The following is a 25,374-nucleotide window of genomic DNA, read 5'->3' on the forward strand; positions in this document are numbered from 1 at the left end:
GGAATGGTATGAAATATTTATTAAACAGCAGGGAAATGAAGGCCTGCGATACAGGGACTATTGAGTATTTCGGCGTTTTGTCAGCTGTGTTAATGGAGCGTGCGGCGTTAAGTGTTATAGAGGAACTTGAGAACATCAAACTGGAATTTCAAACATGCCTGGTTGTCTGCGGAAGCGGAAACAATGGAGGAGATGGATTTGCCATTGCAAGATTATTGTATTTAAAAGGATATGATGTCTGTATTTTGTTTTATGGTTCGGAGGAGAAAGCCACGGAGGAGACCAGGCGGCAGATTGGCATTGTAAAAAAGTATAAGATACCGATTGTTTCTGAACTGCCCAAAGAATCTTACGATCTTGTAATTGACAGTCTCTTTGGTATTGGTCTTGCACGCAATCTGGAAGGACGTTATTATGAGCTGATTTTGCAGTTAAACCAGATGACGGGGGTTAAAATGGCGGTGGATATCCCTTCCGGTATCAATGCTGATAATGGGCAGATCATGGGGACTGCTTTCCGGGCAGATGTTACGGTTACCTTTGGATTTGCAAAAATCGGTCAGATTCTCTATCCGGGGGCACAGTATACAGGACGGCTGGCTGTGAAAGATATTGGAATTGACACTTATGGTTTTTTGGGAAGTTTTCCCAAAGTCAAAACATTAGGGCAGGAAGATTTAAGGATGGTGCCAAGGCGCCCGAAGGATGGAAATAAAGGAACCTTTGGTAAAATACTTATTATGGCAGGAAGCATTGATATGGCAGGAGCCGGCGTGCTGTCTGCCAGAGCCGCATATGCCGCCGGCGGAGGACTTGTGCGGATTTTTACTCCCAAGGAAAACCGGACAATTATGCAGACATTGGTTCCGGAGGCGGTTCTTACAACCTATGATACAAGAGCTGATGAAACAGAAAAAATAATAAGCTGTCTTGACTGGGCGGATGTAATTGTACTGGGACCAGGAATTGGAACCGGAGTGTTTTCAAAAAAAATGACGGAAACAGTGTTGAAGTACACAGAAAAAACGTGTATCGTGGATGCGGATGCTTTGAATCTAATGGCAGAAAATAAAGATATATTGAATACAACCGGGGCAGACCTGATTATAACGCCTCATCTGGGGGAAATGTCCCGTCTTGCAGGAATGACTGTGGCAGAAATCAAAGAAGATCTTTTGGGTACAGCCAGAAAATTTTCGGAGACATATCATATCATCACTGTTATAAAGGATGTCAGAACGATTACGGTTTTAAAGGATGGTACGGCCTATTTGAATCAGAGCGGGAACTCCGGTATGGCTGTGGCAGGATCCGGTGACGTACTTACAGGAGTGATAGCCGCGCTGGCAGCTCAGGGCTGTCCGCCGCGGATTGCTGCCCCTCTGGGGGTTTATATTCATGGACTGTCCGGGGATTTGAAAAAATCGGAGAAAGGGGAATATGGACTGCTTGCTTCGGATTTAACTGAAGGGGTCAGTCTGGTGTTGAAAGAAGGAATCAAAGAAAATGAAACATTATAAACGTGTATATGCCAGAATTGATCTGGATATGTTTGAACATAATTTGAGGGAAATTAAAAAAAATTTAAAGCCCGGTACAAAAATTACTGCTGTTATAAAGATGGATGCCTATGGACATGGGGCGGTTCCTCTGGCACAGCTGATGGAGCACATGGATGAGATCTGGGGGTATGCAGTTGCAACTGTTGATGAAGCGCAGATTCTAAGAAACCACCAGTTAAAAAAGCCTGTTCTTGTACTTGGCTATACTTTCCCGGAGCAGTATCCGCTGATGATAGAGCACGATATACGTCCCACGGTATTTTCTATGGAGATGGCACAGGAGCTTTCAAAAGCTGCGTCTTTTGCGGGCCGGGATGTGCGGGTTCATATAAAACTGGATACCGGTATGAGCAGAATCGGATATCAGATTACAAAAGAAGCAGCAGATGAGATTGCACAGATTGGGAAGCTTCCGCATATACTACTTGAGGGTATGTTTACGCATTTTTCCAAGGCCGATGAAAAAGATAAATCTTTTACCAGATTTCAATTCTCAGAATATAAAAAAATGGATGCCATGTTAAAAGAAAGAAACGTTATCATACCGGTTCTTCATGCATCTAACAGCGCCGGAATTATTGATTTCCCTGAGGCAAATCTGGATTTTGTCCGGGCCGGAATTATTCTTTACGGCTTATGGCCTTCTGATGAAGTGCAGAAAGAAAAAATTGATTTAAAACCGGTTCTTGCATTAAAGAGCCATGTGATTCATATAAAAGAACTGGAGCCTGGAAGAATTATCAGTTATGGTGGAACTTATGAGGTGAAACATAAGTCTGTAATTGCAACCATTCCAGTAGGATATGGAGATGGGTATGCAAGAAGCCTGTCGAATATAGGAAGCGTTCTGATTCACGGGCAGAGAGCGCCAATCTGCGGAAGAATCTGTATGGATCAGTTTATGGTGGATATTACGAACATTTCGGATGTTAAAATCGGCGATCAGGTAACGCTGATCGGAAAAGACGGAGAAGAAGAAATTACCATGGAGGAGCTTGGGAAGCTTTCCGGCAGATTTAACTATGAGTTTGCCTGTGATCTGGGAAAAAGGATTCCAAGAGTTTATCAGTATCAGGGAAAAACAGTTGGAAGCAAAGATTATTTTGAGGATTAGCTGTTTTTCACACAAAAACAAAATATGCTGCAATTGCCGGTATACACTCAGAAAAAGTGGGGATAATGGAAACAAACCTAGAAAATGGAGTGTGAACAATGATAATTCGCAGAGGAGATATTTACTATGCAGATTTACGCCCGGTGATTGGTTCCGAACAGGGAGGAGTCCGGCCGGTATTGATTATACAGAATGATGTGGGAAACCGGCACAGTCCAACGGTGATATGCGCGGCAATTACATCAAGGATGAACAAAGCAAAACTTCCAACACATATAGAGCTGAGTGCAGAAAAATACCATATGGTGAAGGATTCCGTAATTCTTCTGGAACAGGTAAGAACAATAGATAAATCAAGACTGAAAGATAAGATCTGCCATCTGGATGCCCAGATTTTAAAAAAGGTGAATAAAGCCCTTTGTATCAGCTTAGATCTTGATACATAACTTGACTAATTTGAGACCCGGTGGTAAGATTTTTTTATTATATTGATAATTAAGGAGCAGAATAAAAATGGATGATGGCGGGAATCCGCTTAAGCAGATAAAAAAAGGCTGGAGATTTTTGTTCAGGAAAGGACAGATGGAAAACCCTGACGATGTCACCGAAGAAGGAATTATTTCTATGGTAAAAGAGGGACATGAGCAGGGTGTAATTCTTGCCAGTGAGGCGGAGATGATTCATAATATTTTTGAGTTTGATGACAAAGATGCCAAAGATATTATGACACACAGAAAGCATATTGCGGCATTGGACGGGGCCAGTACATTTAGAGAGATGCTGGCTTTCATTGAAGATCAGAATTATTCCAGATATCCGGTATACCAGGAAGATATTGATAATATTATCGGTGTCATACATATCAAGGATATTCTAAACTTTATTCTCCGGAAGGATGTGATGGATCAGCCGGTAAACCAGATTGAGGGACTGATTCATGAACTTCCATTTATTCCGGAAACAAGAAGCATTAATGATCTTTTGAAGAGAATGCAGACCAACAAGGTGCACATGGCAGTTGTGGTGGATGAGTATGGTCAGACCTCAGGTCTTGTAACTTTAGAAGATATTATAGAAGAAATTATGGGAAATATTCAGGATGAACACGATGAGGAGGAGTTAAGCATTGTGCGTCAGAACGATGAAAGTTATCTGATGGACGGCATGGCGCCTCTTCATGAAGTATGCGAAATGCTGGATATTAGTCATGAAGAATTAAAAGAATATGATACCTTAAATGGTTTTCTTGTTTCATTAATAGATAAAATTCCATCAGACGGTGAACAGTTTCATCTGGAAGCCTTTGGATACCGGTTTGATGTGCTTCTTGTGGAGAATAAGCTGATAAAAAGAGTAAAGGTTACAAAACAGGAAGCTGAATCGGAGTCCCCTGGGAAGAAACCGGCAGAAAATAACTAAGATAGATTCTGATGATAGAAAGATATACAGAAGTGAGGAGAGATAAGTTATGTCAGGACATTCAAAATTTGCAAATATTAAGCATAAAAAGGAAAAAAATGACGCCGCAAAAGGAAAGATTTTTACAATTATCGGCCGTGAAATTGCAGTGGCCGTAAAAGAAGGCGGACCGGACCCTGCAAATAACAGCAAGCTTCGGGATGTTATTGCAAAAGCCAAATCTAACAATATGCCAAATGATACTATTGACCGCGGTATTAAAAAGGCTGCAGGAGATGCAGGTTCGGTAAATTACGAATATGTTTCTTATGAAGGCTATGGCCCCAGCGGTACAGCCATTATTGTAGATGCGCTGACAGATAATAAAAACCGTACGGCGGCAAATGTCCGGAATGCTTTTACAAAAGGAAAAGGAAATGTGGGAACTCCGGGATGTGTCTCTTACATGTTTGACAAAAAAGGCCAGATTATCATTGACCGGGAAGAATGTGAGATGGAGGCTGATGATCTGATGATGACAGCGCTGGATGCAGGCGCGGAAGATTTTTCAGAAGAAGAGGACAGCTTTGAAATTATTACGGATCCGGACAGCTTCAGCGATGTGAGGCTGGCTCTTGAAAATGCGGGGCTGGCAATGGCCAGTGCGGAAGTTACTATGATTCCTCAGACCTATGTTGAACTGACAGATGAGCAGGATCTGACAAACATTAACAAAATTTTGGATTTATTAGATGCTGATGATGATGTTCAGCAGGTTTATCATAACTGGGAAGAGTAAAGGTTTGACCTGCAGACGGCAGTTGATGCTATCTGCAGGTCATTTGTCTTGATTGCAGAAAACGGGAGGATAAAGCAATGAATAAACCGGGGTTGGATACCTTATGTATACAGGCGGGCTGGAAGCCGGAAAACGGACAGCCCAGGGTGCTGCCAATTTGTCAGAGCACCACGTTTAAATATGATAACAGTGATGAAATGGGACAGTTGTTTGATCTGGAGAAAAGCGGATACTTTTATACTCGTCTGCAGAATCCTACCTGTGATACTGTGGCGCAGAAAATCTGTGAGCTGGAAGGCGGCACAGGAGCTATGCTGACCTCTTCCGGGCAGGCAGCTAACTATTTTGCAGTTTTAAATATCTGTGAAGCGGGAGATCATATTGTATGTTCAAATTCAGTTTATGGAGGAACCTTCAATCTGTTTGGAACTACTATGAAAAAGCAGGGAATTGAGTGTACCTTTGTGGATCCGGACGCATCAGAGGAAGAGCTTCATCAGGCGTTTCAGCCAAATACCAAGGCTGTTATTGCGGAAACCATTGCAAATCCGACCCTTGTAGTTTTAGATATTGAGAAATTTGCAAAGCTGGCCCACAGCCATCGTGTTCCGCTGATTGTTGACAATACCTTTGCCACACCAATTAACTGCAGACCCTTTGAGTGGGGGGCCGATATTGTGACGCACTCCACAACCAAGTACATGGACGGTCATGGGGTATCTTTGGGGGGCTGTATTGTTGACAGCGGAAATTTTGACTGGCAGGCAAATGCGGATAAGTTTCCGGGGCTGACGCAGCCTGATGAATCCTATCACGGTATTGTGTATACAGAAAAGTTTGGGAAAAATGCTTATATTACAAAAGCCACCAGCCAGCTGATGAGAGATCTTGGCTCTATGCAGTCGCCTATGAATGCATTTCTTTTGAATATCGGACTGGAAACCCTTCATCTGCGTGTACCAAGACACTGTGAGAATGCCAGGAAAACAGCAGAGTTTTTAAGTAATCATGAAAAAGTTGCCTGGGTAAACTTTGCAGGACTTCCGGATAATAAATATCATACTCTTGCTGAGAAGTATCTGCCTGGTGGAACCTGTGGGGTGATTTCCTTCGGATTAAAAGGCGGCAGAGCTGCGGCGGGAAAAATGATGGATCAATTTCATATGATTGCCATTGTAACACATGTAGCTGATGCAAGAACCTGTGTTTTACATCCGGCCAGCCATACACACCGCCAGATGACAGATGAACAGCTAAAGGAGGCCGGTATTGCTCCGGATTTGATTCGTCTGTCAGTAGGAATTGAAAATGCACAGGATATTATTAACGATTTAAAACAGGCCTTAGAAAAAATATAATTTTGGGGGAAACAAATTATGAAAAGAGTTCTTTTTGCCGCATCTGAGTGTGTACCGTTTATTAAAACCGGGGGACTGGCGGATGTCTGCGGGGCACTGCCGAAATGGTTTGATAAGAAGTACTGGGATATCAGAGTTGTAATTCCCAACTACAGCTGCATTCCGGAGTCCTGGCGGAGCCAGTTTCAGTATGTAACACATTTTTATATGAAAACAGGGCCGTATGTGGAAGATAAATATGTCGGGGTCCTGCAGTACAAATTGGACACAATTACATACTATTTCATTGACAATGAAGAGTATTTTACCTGTTTTACTCCCTATGGAGATATTAAATACGATATCGAAAAGTTCTGCTTCTTTGATAAAGCTGTGTTATCTATGCTTCCGGTCATCGGATTTCAGCCGGATTTGATTCACTGCCATGACTGGGAAACCGGGATGATACCAGTGTATTTGAAAAATGAATTTCAGGGAAATATGTTCTTTTGGGGAATGAAGGCAATTACAACCATTCATAATTTGAGATTTCAGGGGGTCTGGGATGCAGAGTATGTAAAAGGCATCAGCGGGCTGGAAGAACGTTTGTTTACCCCTGATAAGCTGGAGTTTCAAAAGGACGCTAACATGTTAAAAGGCGGACTTGTATATTCAGATTATATTACAACGGTCAGCGAGACCTATGCCAATGAAATACAGACACCATATTATGGCGAGGGACTGGACGGTTTGCTGTCTGCAAGACATTATGATATGCAGGGAATTGTAAACGGCATTGATTACGAGATATACAATCCCCAGACAGATCAGAAAATTTTCACCAATTATTCAGTAGAAAATTTCAGGAAAAAGAAGTTTCAGAATAAAATAAAACTGCAGGAAATGTTAGGATTAACTGTAGATAAAAAGAAATATATGATTGGACTGATCTCAAGACTGACCGATCAGAAAGGTCTGGATTTGATCAATTATGCCATTGAGCGCATTGCGGATGAACATACCCAGCTGGTTGTAATTGGTACAGGGGAAGAGCAGTATGAAAATATGTTCCGTCATTATGCATGGAAGTATGGAGACAGAATATCTGCCAATATCTGTTATAATGATGATCTTGCCCATAAACTTTATGCGGCTGCGGATGCATTTTTAATGCCTTCTGCATTTGAACCCTGCGGGCTGACACAGCTGATTTCTTTCCGTTATGGTACAGTGCCCATTGTCCGGGAGACTGGCGGACTGAAAGATACCGTGCAGGCTTACAATGAATATGAAGGAACCGGGGACGGATTTTCCTTTACAAATTACAATGGCGAAGATATGCTGAATGTAATTAATTATTCTAAAAAAGTATTTTTTGAAAATAAACGGGAATGGAATAAAATCATTGACCGTGGAATGGCAAAAGATTTTTCCTGGAAAAATTCCGCGAAACGTTATGAGGATGTATATAATTATCTGATTGGTATTTAAAAAGCTGCGAAAGAGAATGGTTCTGTCTGATACTGGCTGAGAATCATTCTCTTTTGGGTTTTTTTGTATCAATCGTTTCCAGCCGGATGAAACAGCACTCTTCACATGATATTTTGCTTCCTGAATAGAAATTGGAAAATGATACATACTTATTTCAGAAAAGAAAGGGTTTTTAAAAATACAGGAACACTTTAAAAGAAAGGAATAAGTATGGGAGAACAGCAGCAAAAACAGGAATCCATTGAGAAATTCGGTGAGATTTGTATGGATAATAATAAGCAGAAGCATAAAATCCATTTATTATCGGTAATCGGAGAGATAGAAGGACACGAAACCCTTCCAAGTACCAGTAAAACAACAAAATATGAACACGTACTTCCTCAGCTGGCTGAGATTGAAGATGATAAAAATGTGGACGGGCTTTTGGTTTTGTTAAATACAGTGGGAGGAGATGTAGAGTCCGGACTTGCCATCGCTGAGATGATTGCCTCTATAAGTAAACCGGTAGTTTCGCTGGTACTGGGAGGAAGCCATTCCATCGGAGTGCCTCTGGCAGTGGCAGCAGACTATTCTTATATTGTGCCTACCGGAACTATGGTAATTCATCCGGTGCGAATGAGCGGAACCATCATCGGTGCGCCCCAGACCTATGATTATTTCAAGCAGATGCAGGACAGAATTGCAGGTTTTATCTCTGACCATTGTCAGGTAAAGGAATCCCGCATTGAGGAAATGATGATGAATACCAGTATGCTGACAAAAGATCTTGGAACAATACTGGTAGGATTTGATGCTGTACAGGAGGGGATTATCAATGAAGTGGGGGGGATTTCCCAGGCAGTCAATAAATTACATCAGATGATTTATGAATCGGATGACAATTATTAGAAATTGTGATAGAATAACTCCAGAATCCGGCTGCCTCACAGTCGGTATATGCAGATAAATTGCAGGAAGGGGAGGAAGTTATGTCTCTCATACAGTCAATATTAATGGGGCTGATTCAGGGTTTGACTGAGTTTTTACCGGTCAGCAGTTCCGGACATCTGGCGATCTTTAAGATTTTATTCCATGTTGAGACTGACACAGGGATTTTATTTGATGTACTGCTTCATGTAGGTACATTGGCAGCTGTGTTTGTGGTATATTACAAAGATATTATACGTCTGATTGCCGAATTTGTAAAAATGGTAATAGATGTAGTTCTAAATTTCATATTATTTATAAGAAATATTTCCGGAAAAGAATCTGTACGTTATCATAGAATTATCAGAAACAGTTACAGAAAATTTGTACTGTTGATTATCATTGCCACCATTCCAACTGGCATTATCGGTTTTGTGGGAAGAGATCTTGTCACGGCAGCTTCGGAAATATTACTGGTTCCCGGTATCTGTCTGCTGATAACGGCGGTGCTGCTGGTGATTTCAGACCGTGTCCGGGACGGTCATAAAAAGCCACGGGACATTACAAATACAAATGCCTTTGTGATTGGTATTTGTCAGGGACTTGCCACACTTCCGGGGCTCTCTAGATCCGGGACAACCATTGCTGCGTGTGTGATCAGCGGATTTGACAGGAAGTTTGCGGTAAAGTATTCCTTTATTTTATCCATACCGGCTATTTTGGGAGCGTTGGTGCTGCAGTTAAAGGAACTTGGCAGCGTTTCTTTAGCGCCTATGGAAATCCGAAATTATCTGGTGGGAATGGCAGTAGCTGCAGGGGTCGGTTATATCTGTATTAAGACGATGCTTGTAGTAGTTCGAAAAAAGAAGTTTACATATTTTGCAATATACTGTCTGGCAGTGGGGGCCTTATCTGTTGGCGGGTACTTTTTTGTGTAAACAGTAATTTAAGCTGGAGGTTTTATGGCTGTAAAAAAAAGGAGATCAGGAGTAAGAAAGAGATCCTCAAGAAAAAAAGGCACCGGACGCGGCAAAGGTTCGGGAACTGCCTTTTCTTTGAGGAGTGAAGTTATACTTCTGCTGATTTTAGCAATATCAATTATTATATTTATTTGTAACATAGGAAAAGGAGGCACCTTTGGACGCGGCGTCAGTGCTTTCTTTTTTGGCGCCTTTGGCCTGATGGCCTATGTTTTCCCATTCTGGCTGTTTTTTATCAGTGCGTTTTTGACGGCAAATCAAAAACATTCCGGAAAGGTGATTATGAAGACGACGGCAGGCATTTTGCTGCTTGTTTTTTTGTGTGTGCTGATTCATCTGCTGATGAACGGAACAGAAAAGGTTTTTCTCTTTGATGCGGTGAAACTTTGTGCACAGACAAAGAATGGCGGAGGTTTCCTGGGAATTGTGCTGGGCTCTGTATTTGTGAATGCTTTTGGCCTTGCCTGTTCCTATGTGGTCACCATTGCAGTGTTGATTATCAGCGGGGTACTGTTGACAGAACGCTCCTTTTTTGGCGGAATCAAAAAAGGAAGCTCTAGAGTATACCGAACTGCAAAAGAAGATGCCGCAAAAAGAAAGCAGCAGCAGGAAATACGGGCAGAGCGCAGGAAAACAGAACAGGAAGCCCGTAAAAAGCGCAGAATGGACCAGAAAGTATCCGGAGTGGCTGTGGACACAACGATTATTCCTCCTGAAAAGAAAAGCAGGAAATCAGATGACATAAGCGAACTTAAAATTGATTCTGATCTTCCGCCTCTTGAGACAGAGCCGCTGCATGAGCTGGATATGGACAATCATATTGCAGCAGTCAGTCAGCAGCAGTCGGAGTTTGTAAAGGAAGAGATCAGTAAAGGACAGTCAGAAGGGCTCTGGGGCCAAAACTCTGAACCGGTGATTCATGTGGCGGGAGAGATGCCGGTATCTAAAAAAGCAGTACAGGAGCCCCGGGAAGCAGAACAAAAGACTGTTCCCCAAAAGAAAAAACAAAAAGCAGAGACTTCAAAAGAAGAAATCAGTGAAATTTCTTCAGAGATTGCATCGCCTAGACCGGATACATATGATTATGAGTTTCCATCGGTATCTCTGTTGAAAAAAGGAGATCCCAATGCTTCCGGAGATTCCAGACAGCATCTTCAGGAAATGTCTGCAAAGCTTCAGATGACTCTGACCAATTTTGGAGTCAAAGCTCATGTCACAAATGTGACCTGCGGACCGTCTGTAACCCGGTATGAAATCCAGCCGGAAATGGGAGTTAAAGTAAGCAAGATTGTAGGGCTGACGGATGATATTAAGCTGAATCTGGCGGTGGCTGATATCCGTATGGAAGCGCCGATTCCGGGAAAGGCTGCCATCGGCATTGAAGTTCCCAATAAAGAAAATGTAACGGTTGCTTTTCGTGATCTGGTGGAGTCCAATGAATTTCAGGGACACAGCTCAAATATATCCTTTGCTGCCGGAAAAGATATTGCAGGAAATGTGATTGTGGCAGATATTGCAAAAATGCCGCATCTTTTGATTGCCGGTGCCACCGGTTCCGGTAAATCCGTCTGTATCAATACAATTATTATGAGTATTCTGTACAAAGCGCACCCGGATGATGTAAAATTAATTATGATTGATCCCAAGGTCGTTGAGCTTAGTGTATATAACGGGATTCCCCATTTGTTTATTCCGGTAGTGACCGACCCCAAAAAGGCTGCGGGAGCTTTACACTGGGCTGTTGCTGAGATGACAGACCGCTATCAGAAGTTTGCGGAATATAACGTGCGGGATTTGAAGGGGTATAATAAGAAGATTGAATCCATAAAAGATATTGAGGATGAAAATAAGCCCCAGAAGATGCCGCAGATTGTAATTATTGTAGACGAGCTTGCTGATCTTATGATGGTGGCTCCGGGAGATGTGGAGGATGCCATCTGCCGTTTAGCACAGCTTGCCAGGGCAGCCGGTATTCATCTGATTATCGCTACCCAGAGACCATCAGTAAATGTTATTACCGGATTGATTAAGGCTAATATGCCCTCCAGAATTGCTTTTTCCGTTACGTCAGGCGTGGATTCCAGAACCATTCTGGATATGAACGGCGCTGAGAAGCTGCTTGGAAAAGGTGATATGCTTTTTTATCCTCAGGGATATCAAAAGCCCGTCCGTGTGCAGGGTGCATTTGTTTCGGACAGAGAAGTTTCGGATGTGGTGGATTTTCTCACGGAAAAAAACGGACAGGTAAGCTATAGTGCTGAAATTGAAGAAAAAGTGAAACATGCGGCTGCTTCCTCTGTGGGAGGCGGCGGAGGTTTATCAGCGCCGTCAGATGACAGAGATGCTTATTTTGCAGAAGCCGGAAAGTTTATTATAGAAAAAGAAAAAGGTTCTATCGGAATGCTCCAAAGAATGTTTAAAGTGGGATTTAACAGAGCAGCCAGAATTATGGACCAGCTAGAAGAGGCCGGTGTGGTAGGACCGGAAGAGGGGACGAAGCCGCGTAAAGTTTTGATGAGTATGGAGGAATTTGAACAGTACGTGGACGAGTATGTATAATGCATGCACAATGAAGATATTTCATTTGCAGATAGATCTTACAAATTTAAATCACTTTTCAGGAGGGGAAACCAATGAAAACAGACATTCAGATTGCACAGGAAGCAACAATGGAACACATCGTTAAGGTAGCTGAGAAATTAAATATTTCTGAGGATGATCTCGAACTTTACGGAAAATATAAGGCAAAACTTTCCGATGAATTGATGGACCGGATGAAAGACAATGAAAATGGTAAATTAGTCCTTGTTACAGCAATCAATCCAACACCTGCCGGTGAAGGAAAGACTACTACAAGCATCGGTCTTGGCCAGGCGCTTGGGAAGCTGGGGAAAAAAGCTGTGCTTGCCCTGCGGGAGCCTTCTTTAGGACCGTGTTTTGGGATTAAAGGCGGAGCTGCCGGAGGCGGTTACGCACAGGTTGTTCCAATGGAAGATTTAAACCTTCATTTTACGGGAGATTTTCATGCCATTACATCTGCCAACAATCTGCTGGCTGCATTATTGGATAATCATATTCAGCAGGGAAATCATCTTTGCATTGACCCAAGACAGGTGGTATGGAAACGCTGCCTTGATATGAATGACAGAGTTCTTAGAAATATCGTTGTAGGTCTTGGAAGCAAAATGGACGGAATGGTACGTGAAGATCACTTTGTTATTACGGTAGCATCTGAGATTATGGCAGTGCTTTGTCTGGCTGATGATATGGAAGATCTGAAAAAACGTCTGGGACGTATGATCGTGGCATATTCCTTTGACGGAAAACCGGTGACAGCAGATGACCTTCAGGCTACAGGTTCTATGGCGGCATTATTAAAAGATGCACTGAAACCAAACTTGATTCAGACACTAGAGCATACACCGGCTATTGTTCATGGCGGCCCCTTTGCTAATATTGCCCATGGCTGCAACAGTGTGCGGGCTACAAAGACCGCTTTAAAACTGGCGGATATTGTAGTTACAGAGGCCGGATTCGGCGCAGATCTGGGAGCAGAAAAATTCTTTGATATCAAGTGCAGAATGTCAGGTTTAAAACCGGATGCAGTAGTGTTAGTTGCCACAGTCAGAGCCTTAAAATACAATGGCGGTGTTGCAAAAGCAGATTTAAGTGAACCTAATGTGGAAGCATTGAAAAAAGGAATTGTAAATCTGGAGAAACATATTGAAAACCTGCAGAAATATCAGGTTCCGGTTGTTGTAACATTAAATTCATTTGTAACTGATACGAAAGAAGAGACAGATTTTATTGAACAGTTCTGCAAAGAACGCAGCTGTGAGTTTGCTTTATCAGAAGTATGGGAAAAAGGCGGCCAGGGCGGAATTGCACTGGCAGAAAAAGTGCTGGATACTTTAGAAAACAAAGAAAGTAATTTTAAAGTTCTCTATGACAGCAAATTGTCCTTAAAAGAGAAAATTGAAACTGTTGCAAAAGAAATTTACGGTGCAGACAAAGTTACCTATTCCAATGCGGCTAATAAAGAACTGAAACGGATTGAGGATCTTGGCATGGGTGAGTTCCCGGTATGTATGGCAAAAACCCAGTATTCTCTTTCTGATGATCAGAATAAGCTGGGAAGACCGGAAAACTTTACGGTAAATGTGCGTGAAGTATATGTGTCTGCAGGTGCCGGATTTGTTGTGGCGGTTACAGGTGCTATTATGACAATGCCGGGACTGCCAAAGAAACCTGCTGCGAATAATATTGATGTAGATAACCAGGGAGTAATTACGGGACTTTTCTAAGAGAAGCGGGGAGCAGCTATTTATCCCGCAGGTAAATTTAAGAAATATGGAGGCTCAGGAAATGGCGTATTTAATTGACGGGAAAAAAATTTCCCAGGAAATAAAAGATGAATTAAAAGAAAAAACTGCAGAGTATGAGAAAAAAGGAACAAATGTCACTCTTGCAGTGATTCAGGTGGGAGAAGATCCTGCTTCCAGCGTGTATGTTAGAAATAAGAAAAACGCCTGCGCTTACATTGGGATACATTCTCTGGCTTATGAACTGCCACAGGAGACTACCCAGGAAGAATTGCTGGATTTGATTCACCAATTAAATAGCCGTGAGGATGTCAATGGGATTCTCTGCCAGCTTCCTCTTCCGAAGCATATTGATGAAAAAGAGATTATTCACGCCATTGCTCCGGCGAAAGATGTAGATGGGTTTCATCCTCAGAGTGCAGGCGCTTTGATGATTGGAGAAAACGGTTTTCTTCCCTGCACACCTGCCGGTATTATTCAGCTGCTGAAACGGTCAGATATCAAAATAGAAGGAAAGCACTGTGTGGTGATTGGAAGAAGCAATATTGTGGGTAAACCTATGGCCATGCTGATGCTTCGGGAGAACGCCACTGTAACAGTAGCACATTCTAAAACAGAAAATCTGAAAGAAATCTGCAGACAGGCGGATATTTTGATTGCAGCTATTGGTAAACCCAAATATATTACAGATGAATATGTAAAAGAGGGAGCAGTTGTCATTGATGTGGGGATACACCGCATGGAAGGTAAGAAACTCTGCGGGGATGTGGATTTTGAAAAGGTAGAACCTCATGTGTCAGCCATTACTCCGGTGCCTGGAGGTGTGGGACCTATGACCATTGCAATGCTGATGAGCAATTGTGTTAATTCAGTTGATCTGTAGGAAATAGACGTGGTGATAATTGATGAAATGTGCAAATTGCGGAACAGAACTTAAAGTTGGCTGTGTATATTGCTCTGTGTGCGGGAAAGAAGCTCAGATTGTTTCAGAGAATACGATTTTAGAAGACGAATATCTGTCTAGACTGTTGGATGAACAGAAGGAAGCAGAAAAAAAGAAACAGCAAAAAGAAAAAGAAGAGCAGGAATTAGAAGAAAAGGAAGAAAGAAATAAGAAGTTTCAGAAGAAAAAGAGAAAGAAGATTCTTATGCTGATCTTGCTTCTGGTCTGTCTTGCAGCAGTCCTTGGCGGATGTTTCTGGTACAGGCATATGAATTCTTTTGATTCTTTGTATAAAAAGGCCGAAATCAAATACAATACCGGAATGTATCAAGATGCAGAAACTATTATGAAAAAGGCTCTGGAAAAAGAAAATAATGCTTTAGAGGGCCATCTGCTTCTTGGAAAAATATATGCAGAGCTGAAAGAGACAGATCAGGCTGAAGCAGAATTTCAAAAAGTTCTGGCCATTGACTCTGCATCTTTGGAAGGGTATCAGGAGCTGTTAAAATTGTATGCTGCAAGTGATTCCTATGAGAAAATTACCGCCCTGAAAGACGGCGTTTCTGATGAGGCGATTCTGGCGCTGTTTGAAGATTATCTCATTGAAGTTCCGTCTGTGGATATCGCGGGAGGCACCTATAATGATTTTATGGAACTGAATTTGTCCGTTCAGAATAAGGAGCTTGAAATTTATTATACGCTGGATGGAAGCGATCCTGTCAGCAGCGGGGAAAAATATGCAGATGAGGCAATCCCCATCCGTCAGGAAGGGGAAACGATTCTGAAAGCCGTCAGTAAAAATCAGAACGGAGATTTTTCAGAAGTGCTGGAGGAAACTTATCAGATCGAGCTTGCCATACCGGATATGCCGGTTGTGTCGCCGGACGGGGGGCAGTTTACCAGTGCAAAGGATATTACGATTTCCGTTCCGGATGGGGTATCTGTTTACTACACCTGGGATGATACAGAGCCCACGGTAAAATCACAGAAATATCAGGGGCCGTTAACCATGCCGGAAGGCAACAATATTTTATCGGTAATTGCAGTAAATGATAAAACCGGAGCATCCAGCGAAGTGCTAAAGACAAATTTTATTTATTATCCGGAATCGGACAGTGAATAAAGAATCAGGAGGTTCTAGCAGAGATTGTCAGAACCATATAAAAAACGAAATGACCGGAGGGAATGATAAGATTCCGTCTGGGTCATTTCGTTTTTTGCTATTAAGAAATGATATCTGTTATTCCTGATGCTCAGAAACAAATTCAATCAGATCTTTTCCTAATTTTGAAATACGGGCCAGTGAATATACGGGGATCATCTGCTCCTCTAATTTACTCCGTCCCGGCTGGAAGGCCTTTTCGATTAATACGCCGATTCCGGCTATGGTAGCATGGGCTTTTCGAATCAGACGAAGGGCGCCGGTGGCAGCTTCACCGTTGGCGAGAAAATCGTCAATAATAAGTACGTGATCATTTTCGTCGATCTGGTGCATGGAAAGTGTCAGTTCATAACTGGTTCCTTTGGTAAAAGATGCAACCTCAGTGTGGTAAAGATCCTGGTTAAGCACCTGAGATGGCTGTTTTTTTAAAATAACAAGAGGGATATTCATTTCGATTGCAGTAGTAAGTGCCGGTGCAATTCCGGAACTTTCGATAGTAATTACTTTTGTAATTCCCTGATTTTTAAAATGCTCTGCGAATTCTTTCCCGATCTCTTTCATCAGCTGGGGATCCACCTTGTGGTTGATAAAACTGTCCACTTTTAAAATGTTTTCATCCAATGCATGTCCTTCAGCAAGGATTTTTTCTTCCAGTAGTTTCAAAATATTCACCTCGTACATTCATTATTTTATTTAGTATCTGTAAATCAGATGGATTCTAAAAATATTATACCATATGGACACAGGAGAAAAAAGTCAGGATTGAAAGAAGATTTAAAGTGTGAAATAATATTTCTGCCCGGGGCGGGCAGAGAAGCTTCATGGAGGACAGTGATGAAAATTACATTGATTACCGTTGGAAAAATCAAAGAAAAATATTTAAAAGACGCTATTGCAGAATATTCCAAGCGCCTGCGTAAATACTGCAGACTGGAAATCATAGAAGTAAATGACGAAAAAACACCGGACCAGGCCAGCGCTTTGGCAGAAGAGGAAATCCGCAGGAAAGAAGGAGAGCGGATTTTAAGATATTTGAAAGATGATGCCTATGTCATTACATTGGAGATAGAAGGTAAGATGATTGGTTCTAAAGATCTGGCGGATAAGATAAATCATCTTGGGATTCAGGGGAAAAGCCATGTTATTTTTGTGATTGGCGGTTCTATTGGACTGGGGACGGCAGTGCTGAAACGTTCAGATTATGCACTAAGCTTTTCAAAAATGACATTTCCACATCAGCTGATGCGGGTCATACTGCTAGAGCAGATATACCGGAGCTATCGGATTATACATGGAGAACCATATCATAAATAAGAAGATTTACAATATAAGCGGATTTCGTTGATTAGGAATTCTAATGCGGTATTTTTGTTATTTTGTTTCCAGGTAGCAATGATACCGCTTTTTGTATGAATCACCGGACGAAAAGCAAAAGACGGGTTTCCATAGTCTTTATAGTGGCGGTCGCAAATAAATACATCAGAATCGTCCAGCAGATTATAAGGAAGAGCATTGGCACTGTTTGTGTGCTTGAAAAAACACGGCTGGATGCCCGTGCCGGCAAAAAGATCTTCAATCATACCGCTGTAAGTAGGAACATACATAGGAGAGACTATTACAAAGCGGCTGTTTTTCAGGTCTTCTAGTTCCAAATATTCTTTTTTGGCCAAAGGATTGCTTTTAAGCATACAGACATTGTGGGGGCATTCGTCAATAAGGAATGTCTGAAACTCTTTGGGATCTAGCTGCTCAATATCATACAAAACTGTAAAAATCAGATCCAGGCTGTCATTGAATAATTGTTTGCGCACATCCTGTGCGGAACTGGCATGAACAGTAATTGTTATTTCAGGATATTTCTGCCGAAACTGAAGTAAAACCGGCTGTAAAAAATCTTCTGTTTTATGAGTGTCCAAAACGCCGATAGACAGGGAATGAGAATGTCCCCCCTGAAGGATTCGACATTCGTTAATGGATTGTTCCATATCCATCAATACTTTTTTCCATTTTTCATAAAAGTGTTCACCGGCTTTTGTAGGAAGCAGGCGTTTATTATTTCGAATAAAAAGCTGTACATCAAGGGTCTGTTCCAGAGCGGAAATAGATTTGCTTAAGGTAGACTGGGTTGTATACAGGTTTCGTGCTGCTATACTGAAACTTCGGCAGTCTGTAACCTCAATAAAATAGTAGATTTGTTGTAAACTAATATGAAAATAACCCTGCTGATACATAAATATTCCCCCAAATATGATTCTGTCGATTAGTCAATTATATCGGAAAAAATACGGATATGCAATGTTGTCTTTTTTTGTATGTACTAGTTTTGCAGTATTCAAATGATACCTGGAAATAAAGGAATAACAATATTCATAAATGGAATATAAGGAAGGTTTTTTTTGTGAATCTAAAGATTTTCTTATTAACATTCAGAATTGTGAACAGGTTATGCGGGAAATTCGTTTTACGATTCTGCTGTTTATTCTTATAATCACTTTTATAATTAAACAGAGCATTGGGTCTGTAAAAAAGGAGAATAAGAATATGATTCAGAAGTTAGCTGATGTTAAGCTGAATGTAAGACCGATTTTTATTGGTCTGATCCATCAATACCGGTATGAGGGGCCCTGCCGTTTTGGCCAGGGAGAGGAGCTGGAAAAAGATTATGATATTATGGCAAATATGGAACTTTACAAGCAGTTTAAAGAAGATGTAAAGAAGCATATGCCAGAAGAAGTTAATCTGTTAGAGCCTATATATGTTGAGCGTGATGACTGGTTTTTAAGCCGGGAAGAGATGTTTGAAAAAATGGCGGAAGGAATTGAAAATGTTGATTTCTATCTGTTTTCTTTCGGAATCGGGCGTGGTGATATTTATGTGGAATTTGCACAGCGCTATCATAAACCCCAGGCTGTAATGCCCTACCAGTGCTGTGAAGCGGCAGTGAACACTTCCGCAGTACGTAACAGAGGATTTGAAGCTTATGCTTACCGTAACTGGGAGGATCTTACTGTACATATGAAAGTGCTTCGGACACGGAAAGTTCTGGCATCTACAAGAGTTTTACTTGCCAGCAGATTTAATTCTTCCCGCTCTTACAGTTCATCGGATAATTTTGTAGATTTAAACTACGTAACAGAAAAGCTGGGGGTACAGTTCCGTTATCTGAATGTACATGAGCTGTTTGATCAGCTCCATATGGTGGATCCGGCTTCAAATCCGACGCTGCCGGGACGTAAAGCCTATAATATTACCCCGGAAGATATGATAGAAATTGAAAAAATCAGTGATGAACTGATTGCAGGTGCAGACGAGGTACGTATGGAAAGGGACATGGTTATTTCCTCCGTAAAAGCATATTATCTTGTGAATAAATTGCTGGATGTTTATGGATGTAATGCATTTACGATTCCATGTCCTGATGCATGTTCCACCAGACGGCTCAATGAAGAAAAGATTACTTTCTGTCTGACACATTCTTTAAATAATGAAAATGGGATTCCTTCTGCCTGCGAATTTGATATCAATGCCCTGCTTGGCATGACTGTAATGGAAAGTCTTTCACACCAGGCTGCTTATATGGGAAATACCAATGCTGTAATGTATAAAGACGGAAAGATGATTCCGCTTCAGGGATTCTCTGATGAGGATTTGAAGCATATAACAGATGAAAGGGAAAATCTGTATCTCACATTTCATTCGACACCAAACAGAAATATGCACGGATATGGGAAAGAAAAATCTTCTTATGGTCTTGCACCTTTTGCATATAGTGGATTTGGGGCTACGATCCGCTATGACTTCTCTCAGGATGCCGGAAAGGAGATTACACTTATGCGTTTTGCTCCGGATGCAAAACGGCTTTTTGTGGGAAAGGGAAAAGTAGTGGCAGGTTCCGGTTATGACCGGGTGAATTGTGATGAAGGTGTATTCTTTGCTGTAGAAAATCAGGAAGATTTCTTCTATAAACAGATCAACTTTGGAAATCACATGATCATTACATTCGGTAATTATGTAAAAGAACTGCAAATGCTTGGAGAGTGCCTTGGCATGGAAGTAGTAACTGCATAATTTGAAAGCGAAAGCTTAAACATGAGGAATCTGCTGATCAGAGTCCTTATTATGAGAAGAAACAGGAGTGTGTGAAAATGAAACGGAATATGAGTGAATTATTTGGTTTTGGTAAAGGGTGGGGAACGATTATTTACTGTCTGTTAATGTTCTGGTTTTATGCGGGCATGGTAAATGACAGTTCTAATATTGTTGCTCCTGCAGTTGCGGAAAGATTGGGGATACCCGCAGGAAATGTTCTGAATATGGGAACAGTTGCAGCTATGGTGGGGGTTATCTTCTTCTTTATTCTCGGATGGGTCAACCGGAAAATCGGTGCCCGTATGACATCTTTTATCTGTCTGATTCTTGCGGGAATTGGTTACTTTGGAATGGGTCATGCAGGAAGTCTGGTACAATATGGGATATCCCTGTGTGTCTGTACCATTGGTGCCATGAGCGCAGGATATATTGCGGGGGGAGCACTGGTAGCATCCTGGTTTCCAAAGAAAAAAGGAATCGTTATGGGATATACCACCATGGGACACAATATGGCCACCGGATTTTTTGTACCGTTGATTACTATTTTAGTGGTCAGACTTGGAGTTAAAAATGCAGTGGTAATTCCAGCGGTTTTAGTCATTGTTCTTGCAGTTATGGGGCTTTTCCTTATGCGGAATACACCCCAGGAGAGAGGCGTGAATCCGGATAATGTTTCTGATGAAGAATATCATTCGCAGTATTTTAACAGCGAGACCGATGATGACGGCGGCTGGACCGTAAAGAAACTTTTTTCGAAAAAAACATTCTGGCTGGTAGCCGTGGCATCCGGGGGGTTCCAGTTTGTTTCTACAATTATTATTACCCAGCTGGTTGTCCGTAATCAGCAGGTGGGATTTACACAGGCTCAGGCTGTAAAAATTATGACAATTCTTGCTTTTGCAGGGATTGCAGGTTCCTGGATTATAGGTGCTCTTGATCAGAAAATCGGAACGAAAAAGACAATGATTTTCTTTGGAATCTGGTATGCCGCGGCATTATTACTGGAAGTAACAGAAATTCCTGCACTGGTTATTGTATTCCTGATTATGTTTGCGCTGGCTCTTGGAGGAAGTGCAAATTTTACTACATCACTGCCGGCGGCTGTTTTTGGACGTCACGGATTTAAAAAAGTAAACAGCGTACTTTTTCCCATTCAGGCGCTGGTTTCATCTTTTGGTTTTATGGTAAATGGAAATGTCCTGAATGCTACCGGAAGTCTGAGGATGTCTTATGTGATTGCTGCGATTGCATCTGTTGGTGTTGTTATTCTTGTCCTGTTTATCAATGAACATGAATATAATCGTGATTTTATGACGGAAGAGCAGGCAGAGGCTTTGACAAAACAGTTGAAAGAGAAATAGAAATGTCAATGATTAAAAATATGGATGATCTGCTGTCCTGCAAAAAGAAAGCAGATGGATATGCCAGGATACTGTCAGCCGGTAATTTTACCGACTGGCAGAGCCTTCATGAAATACTATATCAGTTTATATTGTGTAAATATTCATTATATGGCATTTGTCATGATATTTACAGCCTGGATACACTGGCACAGATGAGTGTTGCAAAAACCATTCAGATGACTGGAAAAGATGCTTTTAAAGCTGACAGTAAAGCCTCCTGCGAAGGGACGACATCCGCAATGAATAAAAAAATTCTTTTATTAATGGCAATACAAAAGCTGATGGGGATTTCTTTTCCCAGAGAGGTGACAGCGAAATTAACAGATACGAAGCTGATTGCAAGGGCAGTGTTTGAGCTGTCAGCAAAAACAGAGAAAGACGGAAAAATACATGAGGGATGAGATTTTATACAGAGAATCACAGTGAGGTGGCAGACAGTGGCGGAATGTGATTGTATATCAATTGAAGAAGAGCAGGAAGCGTTTATCCGGGATTTTAACTCTCTTGAGGACTGGATGATACAATATGAATGTCTTCTGGGTCTGACAGCAGATATGCCTGTAGTATATTCGGAGGAAAAGATACGGGAAAACCTGATTGAAGGATGTCAGGCCAGGCTCTGGGTTGTATTATCCTTTGAGGATGGAAGAGTTCGGGTGCGTATAGACAGTGAAGCTTTAATTGTAAAGGGAATTGCTGCAGTTATAGCAAAGCTTTTTGATAAACGATATCCAGAGGAAATCTGTAATGCCCGGCTGGATTTTTTAGAACGTACATCAATCCGGTCTCAGATTTCAACAGATCGATTTCACGGAATGTTAAAGTTGATTGAAAGAATCTGTAATTATGCTGGCGCACAGCGGGCATAAATGATATCATATGTAAAGAATTAAATTGTTTCCGGTACAGATCGGAAACATAAAAGGCGGTATGATATGAATACAGAAGAAATCAGAAAAGATTTTCCCATATTGAGTGAAACGGTCAATCACAGGCCGTTAATTTATTTGGATAACGGCGCAACAACACAGATGCCAAGACAGGTGATGGAGTGCTGGACCTCTCATTATTGTCATCAAAATGCCAATGTGCACCGCGGAATTCATTATTTAAGCGAACAGTCTACTCTGGCGCATGAGGCAGCAAGGCAGACAACAGCAGAGTTTATAGGCTGCGATGATTCCAGGCAGATTATATTTACAAGCGGGGCCACAGACAGTTTGAATCTTCTGGCGTCAGGATATGCATTTCCGCGTCTGGGACCTGGAAAAAAAGTAGTGGTAACTGAGTTTGAGCATCATTCAAATTATGTTCCATGGCAGCAGGCAGCGAAAAGGGCCGGTGGTACATTTACAGTCATCCCTGTAGAAGGAGATGTATTAGATCTGGAAAGGCTGAAAAAGGAGCTGGACGAACAAACAGTTATTTTATCTGTAACAGCGATCTCAAATGTAACAGGAACGATACTGCCTTTGCAGCAGATTATTTCTATGGCACATGCAAAAGGCATACCGGTCTGTGTGGATGCAGCCCAGGCGATGCGTCACGGAGGTATGAATGTAAAAGAGCTGGACTGTGAATTTTTAGCTTTTTCAGGACATAAGATGCTGGGACCTTCGGGAACAGGGGTTCTGTACGGAAAAAAAGAGTATCTAAAAGAGATACAGCCGGTACGTTTTGGCGGAGGAATGGTGGATATTGTTGATCTTAAGGATACTACCTTTGGGGAAGTGCCTTATTGTCTGGAAGCGGGGACACCAAATTATGCAGGCGATATTGCGCTGGCTGAAGCTATGCAGTATATGAACAAAATTGGACTGGAAGAGATAGCGGCCTGGGAAAAGGAACTGACGGATGAGCTGGAGGAGACCCTGCGCGGGATGGAAGGAGTCACTGTTATAGGTGGGAAACAGCCAAAGAACAGTGTAGTATCCGTTTCTGTAGATGGAGTGCATCCTTATGATCTGGCCAGTGTCCTGGACAAATTTGGGATTGCCGCCCGGTCGGGAAATCATTGTGCCCAGCCTGTTCTGCGAAAATTGGGATACGAATCCCTTCTTCGTTTTTCCCCGGCCTTTTATAATACCAGAGAAGAAATTCATATACTGGCACAGGCTATGGAAAAGTCGGTGGCTATGCTGCGTAAATGGTGTTAATTTGGGATGGATAGTATTTAAAATTTAAAAAGGTAAAAGAAGAAGGCAGCCGGACAGCTTATTGAAGCAGCCGGCTGCTTTCAAAATCAGACAGATATGCATAAGAATTTAAGATATGCAGTCTGTCTTTTTCATTGTTCAGATCAAAATTACATAATTCATAAATACGTTTTAGACGGTATCCCAGAGAATGACGATGAATATTCAGATATTCGGCAGTTCGAACCGGAGACCGTTCGTACCTCAGATATGCGTGAAGAGTCTTGCTGAATTCTGTATGGTGTGCCCGGTCATATTCCAGTAAAAGCAATACCTCGGGATGGACAAAACGGATATCCATATATCGGTGAATAATTGAGAAAGCGTATGTTAGAGTAAATTCTCTGTAAGAGGCTAAATGCCCGGGCTTTTTTTGACAGAATTCTGTTGTAACAAATGCCTGCCAAAAGTAGTCATGTAGGTTTTTGAAATCTGTAAATGTATCGCTATAACATCCATAGTAATTTCCGCTCTTTATATAATTTCTTAATTTCCAGCTGATGGGGAGATCTGTTCTAGAGGAACAGCCGCACAATATACATACATTTTGATTGTGTAATATGGCGTAGCAGTCAGGGACAGAATGGTTGATGATTCTACAAAACTGGTTATTCAGATTAAACTGTTCTGAAATATTTTCCAGAACAATTAAAAGTTTTTGGCAGCCAGAAGGCCAGCCCATGCGCTCGAATTGAATTTGCAGGGAATCTGAATCAAAGGGCTGTTCGGTAAATGCCTGGTGAAGGACGGATTCCAATAATAATGTATTTTGTTCCTGGGCATGAGTCTGAAACCAGAGATCAAAATACTGACATAACAGGATAAATACATCCAGTATTCCTCTGGAAAACTTATCTTCATCATCTACCAGCCCGGCAAGTCCTACCAGATTTTCATTAATAAAGAAATTATAGAAATAAGCAGGATGGTCTGCGAAATTTGTGTATTTCAGATGATAAAGTCCGGTATACTGAAAAACATAGGAATGATTTGCATTAAAATCGAGAATTAAATTGATATCGGAATGGCCAAATTCTCTCAGGTTTTCCCACTGGGTGTTTTTCGTTTTGTAATCTGTATTCAGAGACATGGCAAGCAGACTCTGATTGGAATCCAGCAGAAAAACCGGGTATGGAAATAGTTTTTCTGTATAAGCAAGCAAATCAGAAGCTGATTGACCGGAATAAATCATTTCTAACATATGATCATTCCATTGTGAGTAGAAATCAAATGCCTGCAGGAGGGCATTTAAAACTTCTTCCTTTCGGACGGTTTTCAGATGTATAGTATCGTTTCCGTGTATACAGAGTGTACCGAAATTTTTCGGTTGAGAAAAGTCTTCTGCACAGCCTATATAAAGAATGCTGCTGTCCATAGTGATGTCAGGTGAAAATAGACGGACAGAACTGATATTTAACCTGCTGTCCTTGATGCTGCTTTCAGGGTTGTATTTTTTTAGCCATTCATGCAGGATCCACATGCTTAATTTCATAAATAATATGTACCTTCCTTTATTCTTGTGTGAAACATGTCTGTCAAATAGTATGGAAAATGTAAAGTTTAAAAAGTATTACGATATTTGCTTGAAGTATAGGACGTATCGTCTAAAAAATCAATAGATATAAAAAAATATTCATACGATCCGTATGTTATTCTGATAAATGTTCTATGTT

The 25,374-nt window shown here is 41.5% G+C and carries 22 protein-coding genes; 19 read left to right on the forward strand and 3 right to left on the reverse strand.

The window, feature by feature from the left end:
* Positions 1-8 precede the first annotated feature (8 nt).
* The 13 genes from OCV88_RS02270 (at position 9) to OCV88_RS02330 (ending at position 15,975) form a co-directional block, all read left to right on the forward strand.
* On the forward strand, positions 9-1,520 hold the full coding sequence (locus tag OCV88_RS02270; protein ID WP_158424007.1) for an NAD(P)H-hydrate dehydratase: 1,512 nt from the start codon (positions 9-11) through the stop codon (positions 1,518-1,520).
* Positions 1,507-2,676 (forward strand): alanine racemase, encoded by a 1,170-nt coding sequence (alr, locus tag OCV88_RS02275; protein WP_158424008.1) that lies wholly within the window; start codon positions 1,507-1,509, stop codon positions 2,674-2,676. The genes OCV88_RS02270 and alr overlap by 14 nt, the downstream gene beginning before the upstream one ends.
* A 98-nt stretch (positions 2,677-2,774) precedes the next feature.
* Entirely contained in the window at positions 2,775-3,122 is a 348-nt protein-coding gene (locus OCV88_RS02280; RefSeq protein WP_158424009.1) for a type II toxin-antitoxin system PemK/MazF family toxin, read from the forward strand.
* 67 nt (positions 3,123-3,189) lie between these two features.
* Positions 3,190-4,095 (forward strand): hemolysin family protein, encoded by a 906-nt coding sequence (locus OCV88_RS02285; RefSeq protein ID WP_158424010.1) that lies wholly within the window; start codon positions 3,190-3,192, stop codon positions 4,093-4,095.
* Between the two features lie 49 nt (positions 4,096-4,144).
* On the forward strand, positions 4,145-4,873 hold the full coding sequence (locus tag OCV88_RS02290) for a YebC/PmpR family DNA-binding transcriptional regulator (RefSeq protein ID WP_158424011.1): 729 nt from the start codon (positions 4,145-4,147) through the stop codon (positions 4,871-4,873).
* 77 nt (positions 4,874-4,950) lie between these two features.
* Positions 4,951-6,231 carry an O-acetylhomoserine aminocarboxypropyltransferase/cysteine synthase family protein gene (locus OCV88_RS02295; RefSeq protein ID WP_158424012.1) on the forward strand — a complete coding sequence of 427 codons (1,281 nt, stop codon included), beginning with the start codon at positions 4,951-4,953 and terminating at the stop codon, positions 6,229-6,231.
* 18 nt (positions 6,232-6,249) lie between these two features.
* Positions 6,250-7,701, forward strand: coding sequence for a glycogen synthase GlgA (gene glgA, locus OCV88_RS02300; protein ID WP_158424013.1), 1,452 nt, complete (start codon positions 6,250-6,252; stop codon positions 7,699-7,701).
* 210 nt (positions 7,702-7,911) lie between these two features.
* A complete protein-coding gene (locus tag OCV88_RS02305) occupies positions 7,912-8,589 on the forward strand; it encodes a ClpP family protease (protein ID WP_158424014.1) in 678 nt (225 codons plus the stop codon).
* Between the two features lie 80 nt (positions 8,590-8,669).
* Complete coding sequence (locus OCV88_RS02310; RefSeq protein ID WP_158424015.1) at positions 8,670-9,545, forward strand: undecaprenyl-diphosphate phosphatase; 876 nt, start codon at positions 8,670-8,672, stop codon at positions 9,543-9,545.
* A gap of 24 nt (positions 9,546-9,569) precedes the next feature.
* Complete coding sequence (locus OCV88_RS02315; protein WP_158424016.1) at positions 9,570-12,146, forward strand: FtsK/SpoIIIE family DNA translocase; 2,577 nt, start codon at positions 9,570-9,572, stop codon at positions 12,144-12,146.
* Positions 12,147-12,220: 74 nt separating this feature from the next.
* The gene (locus tag OCV88_RS02320; RefSeq protein WP_158424017.1) at positions 12,221-13,891 is read left to right on the forward strand and encodes a formate--tetrahydrofolate ligase; all 1,671 of its coding nucleotides are present in this window, start codon (positions 12,221-12,223) and stop codon (positions 13,889-13,891) included.
* Between the two features lie 61 nt (positions 13,892-13,952).
* Entirely contained in the window at positions 13,953-14,792 is an 840-nt protein-coding gene (gene folD / locus OCV88_RS02325; RefSeq protein WP_158424018.1) for a bifunctional methylenetetrahydrofolate dehydrogenase/methenyltetrahydrofolate cyclohydrolase FolD, read from the forward strand.
* Positions 14,793-14,814: 22 nt separating this feature from the next.
* Positions 14,815-15,975 (forward strand): chitobiase/beta-hexosaminidase C-terminal domain-containing protein, encoded by a 1,161-nt coding sequence (locus tag OCV88_RS02330; RefSeq protein WP_158424019.1) that lies wholly within the window; start codon positions 14,815-14,817, stop codon positions 15,973-15,975.
* A gap of 117 nt (positions 15,976-16,092) precedes the next feature.
* Here OCV88_RS02330 and OCV88_RS02335 read toward each other — a convergent pair whose 3' ends face one another.
* On the reverse strand, positions 16,093-16,677 hold the full coding sequence (locus OCV88_RS02335; RefSeq protein ID WP_158424020.1) for a xanthine phosphoribosyltransferase: 585 nt from the start codon (positions 16,675-16,677) through the stop codon (positions 16,093-16,095).
* A 171-nt stretch (positions 16,678-16,848) separates the two neighbouring features.
* On the opposite strand from OCV88_RS02335, the gene rlmH reads away from it, so the two are divergent.
* Complete coding sequence (gene rlmH / locus OCV88_RS02340; protein WP_158424021.1) at positions 16,849-17,328, forward strand: 23S rRNA (pseudouridine(1915)-N(3))-methyltransferase RlmH; 480 nt, start codon at positions 16,849-16,851, stop codon at positions 17,326-17,328.
* Here rlmH and OCV88_RS02345 read toward each other — a convergent pair.
* The gene (locus tag OCV88_RS02345; RefSeq protein WP_158424022.1) at positions 17,319-18,245 is read right to left on the reverse strand and encodes a LysR family transcriptional regulator; all 927 of its coding nucleotides are present in this window, start codon (positions 18,243-18,245) and stop codon (positions 17,319-17,321) included. The two genes, rlmH and OCV88_RS02345, sit on opposite strands and share 10 nt — an antisense overlap.
* 310 nt (positions 18,246-18,555) lie before the next feature.
* Here OCV88_RS02345 and OCV88_RS02350 point away from each other — a divergent pair, with 310 nt between their 5' ends.
* The 5 genes from OCV88_RS02350 to OCV88_RS02370 all read left to right on the forward strand — a co-directional run bounded on the left by OCV88_RS02350 (position 18,556) and on the right by OCV88_RS02370 (position 23,662).
* Positions 18,556-20,082: a fucose isomerase gene (locus OCV88_RS02350; RefSeq protein WP_158424023.1), complete on the forward strand. Its 1,527-nt coding sequence runs from the start codon at positions 18,556-18,558 to the stop codon at positions 20,080-20,082.
* Positions 20,083-20,159: 77 nt separating this feature from the next.
* Entirely contained in the window at positions 20,160-21,464 is a 1,305-nt protein-coding gene (locus OCV88_RS02355; RefSeq protein WP_158424024.1) for an MFS transporter, read from the forward strand.
* A gap of 2 nt (positions 21,465-21,466) precedes the next feature.
* On the forward strand, positions 21,467-21,907 hold the full coding sequence (locus tag OCV88_RS02360; protein ID WP_158424025.1) for a hypothetical protein: 441 nt from the start codon (positions 21,467-21,469) through the stop codon (positions 21,905-21,907).
* A 36-nt stretch (positions 21,908-21,943) separates the two neighbouring features.
* Complete coding sequence (locus OCV88_RS02365) at positions 21,944-22,375, forward strand: SufE family protein (protein ID WP_158424026.1); 432 nt, start codon at positions 21,944-21,946, stop codon at positions 22,373-22,375.
* A 66-nt stretch (positions 22,376-22,441) separates the two neighbouring features.
* Complete coding sequence (locus OCV88_RS02370) at positions 22,442-23,662, forward strand: aminotransferase class V-fold PLP-dependent enzyme (RefSeq protein ID WP_158424027.1); 1,221 nt, start codon at positions 22,442-22,444, stop codon at positions 23,660-23,662.
* A 58-nt stretch (positions 23,663-23,720) separates the two neighbouring features.
* On the opposite strand, the gene OCV88_RS02375 is transcribed toward OCV88_RS02370, so the two are convergent.
* A complete protein-coding gene (locus OCV88_RS02375; RefSeq protein WP_158424028.1) occupies positions 23,721-25,193 on the reverse strand; it encodes a helix-turn-helix domain-containing protein in 1,473 nt (490 codons plus the stop codon).
* Positions 25,194-25,374: the final 181 nt, after the last annotated feature.

The sequence above is a fragment of the Brotonthovivens ammoniilytica genome (assembly GCF_025566885.1).
GTDB classification, from domain to species: domain Bacteria; phylum Bacillota; class Clostridia; order Lachnospirales; family Lachnospiraceae; genus Brotonthovivens; species Brotonthovivens ammoniilytica.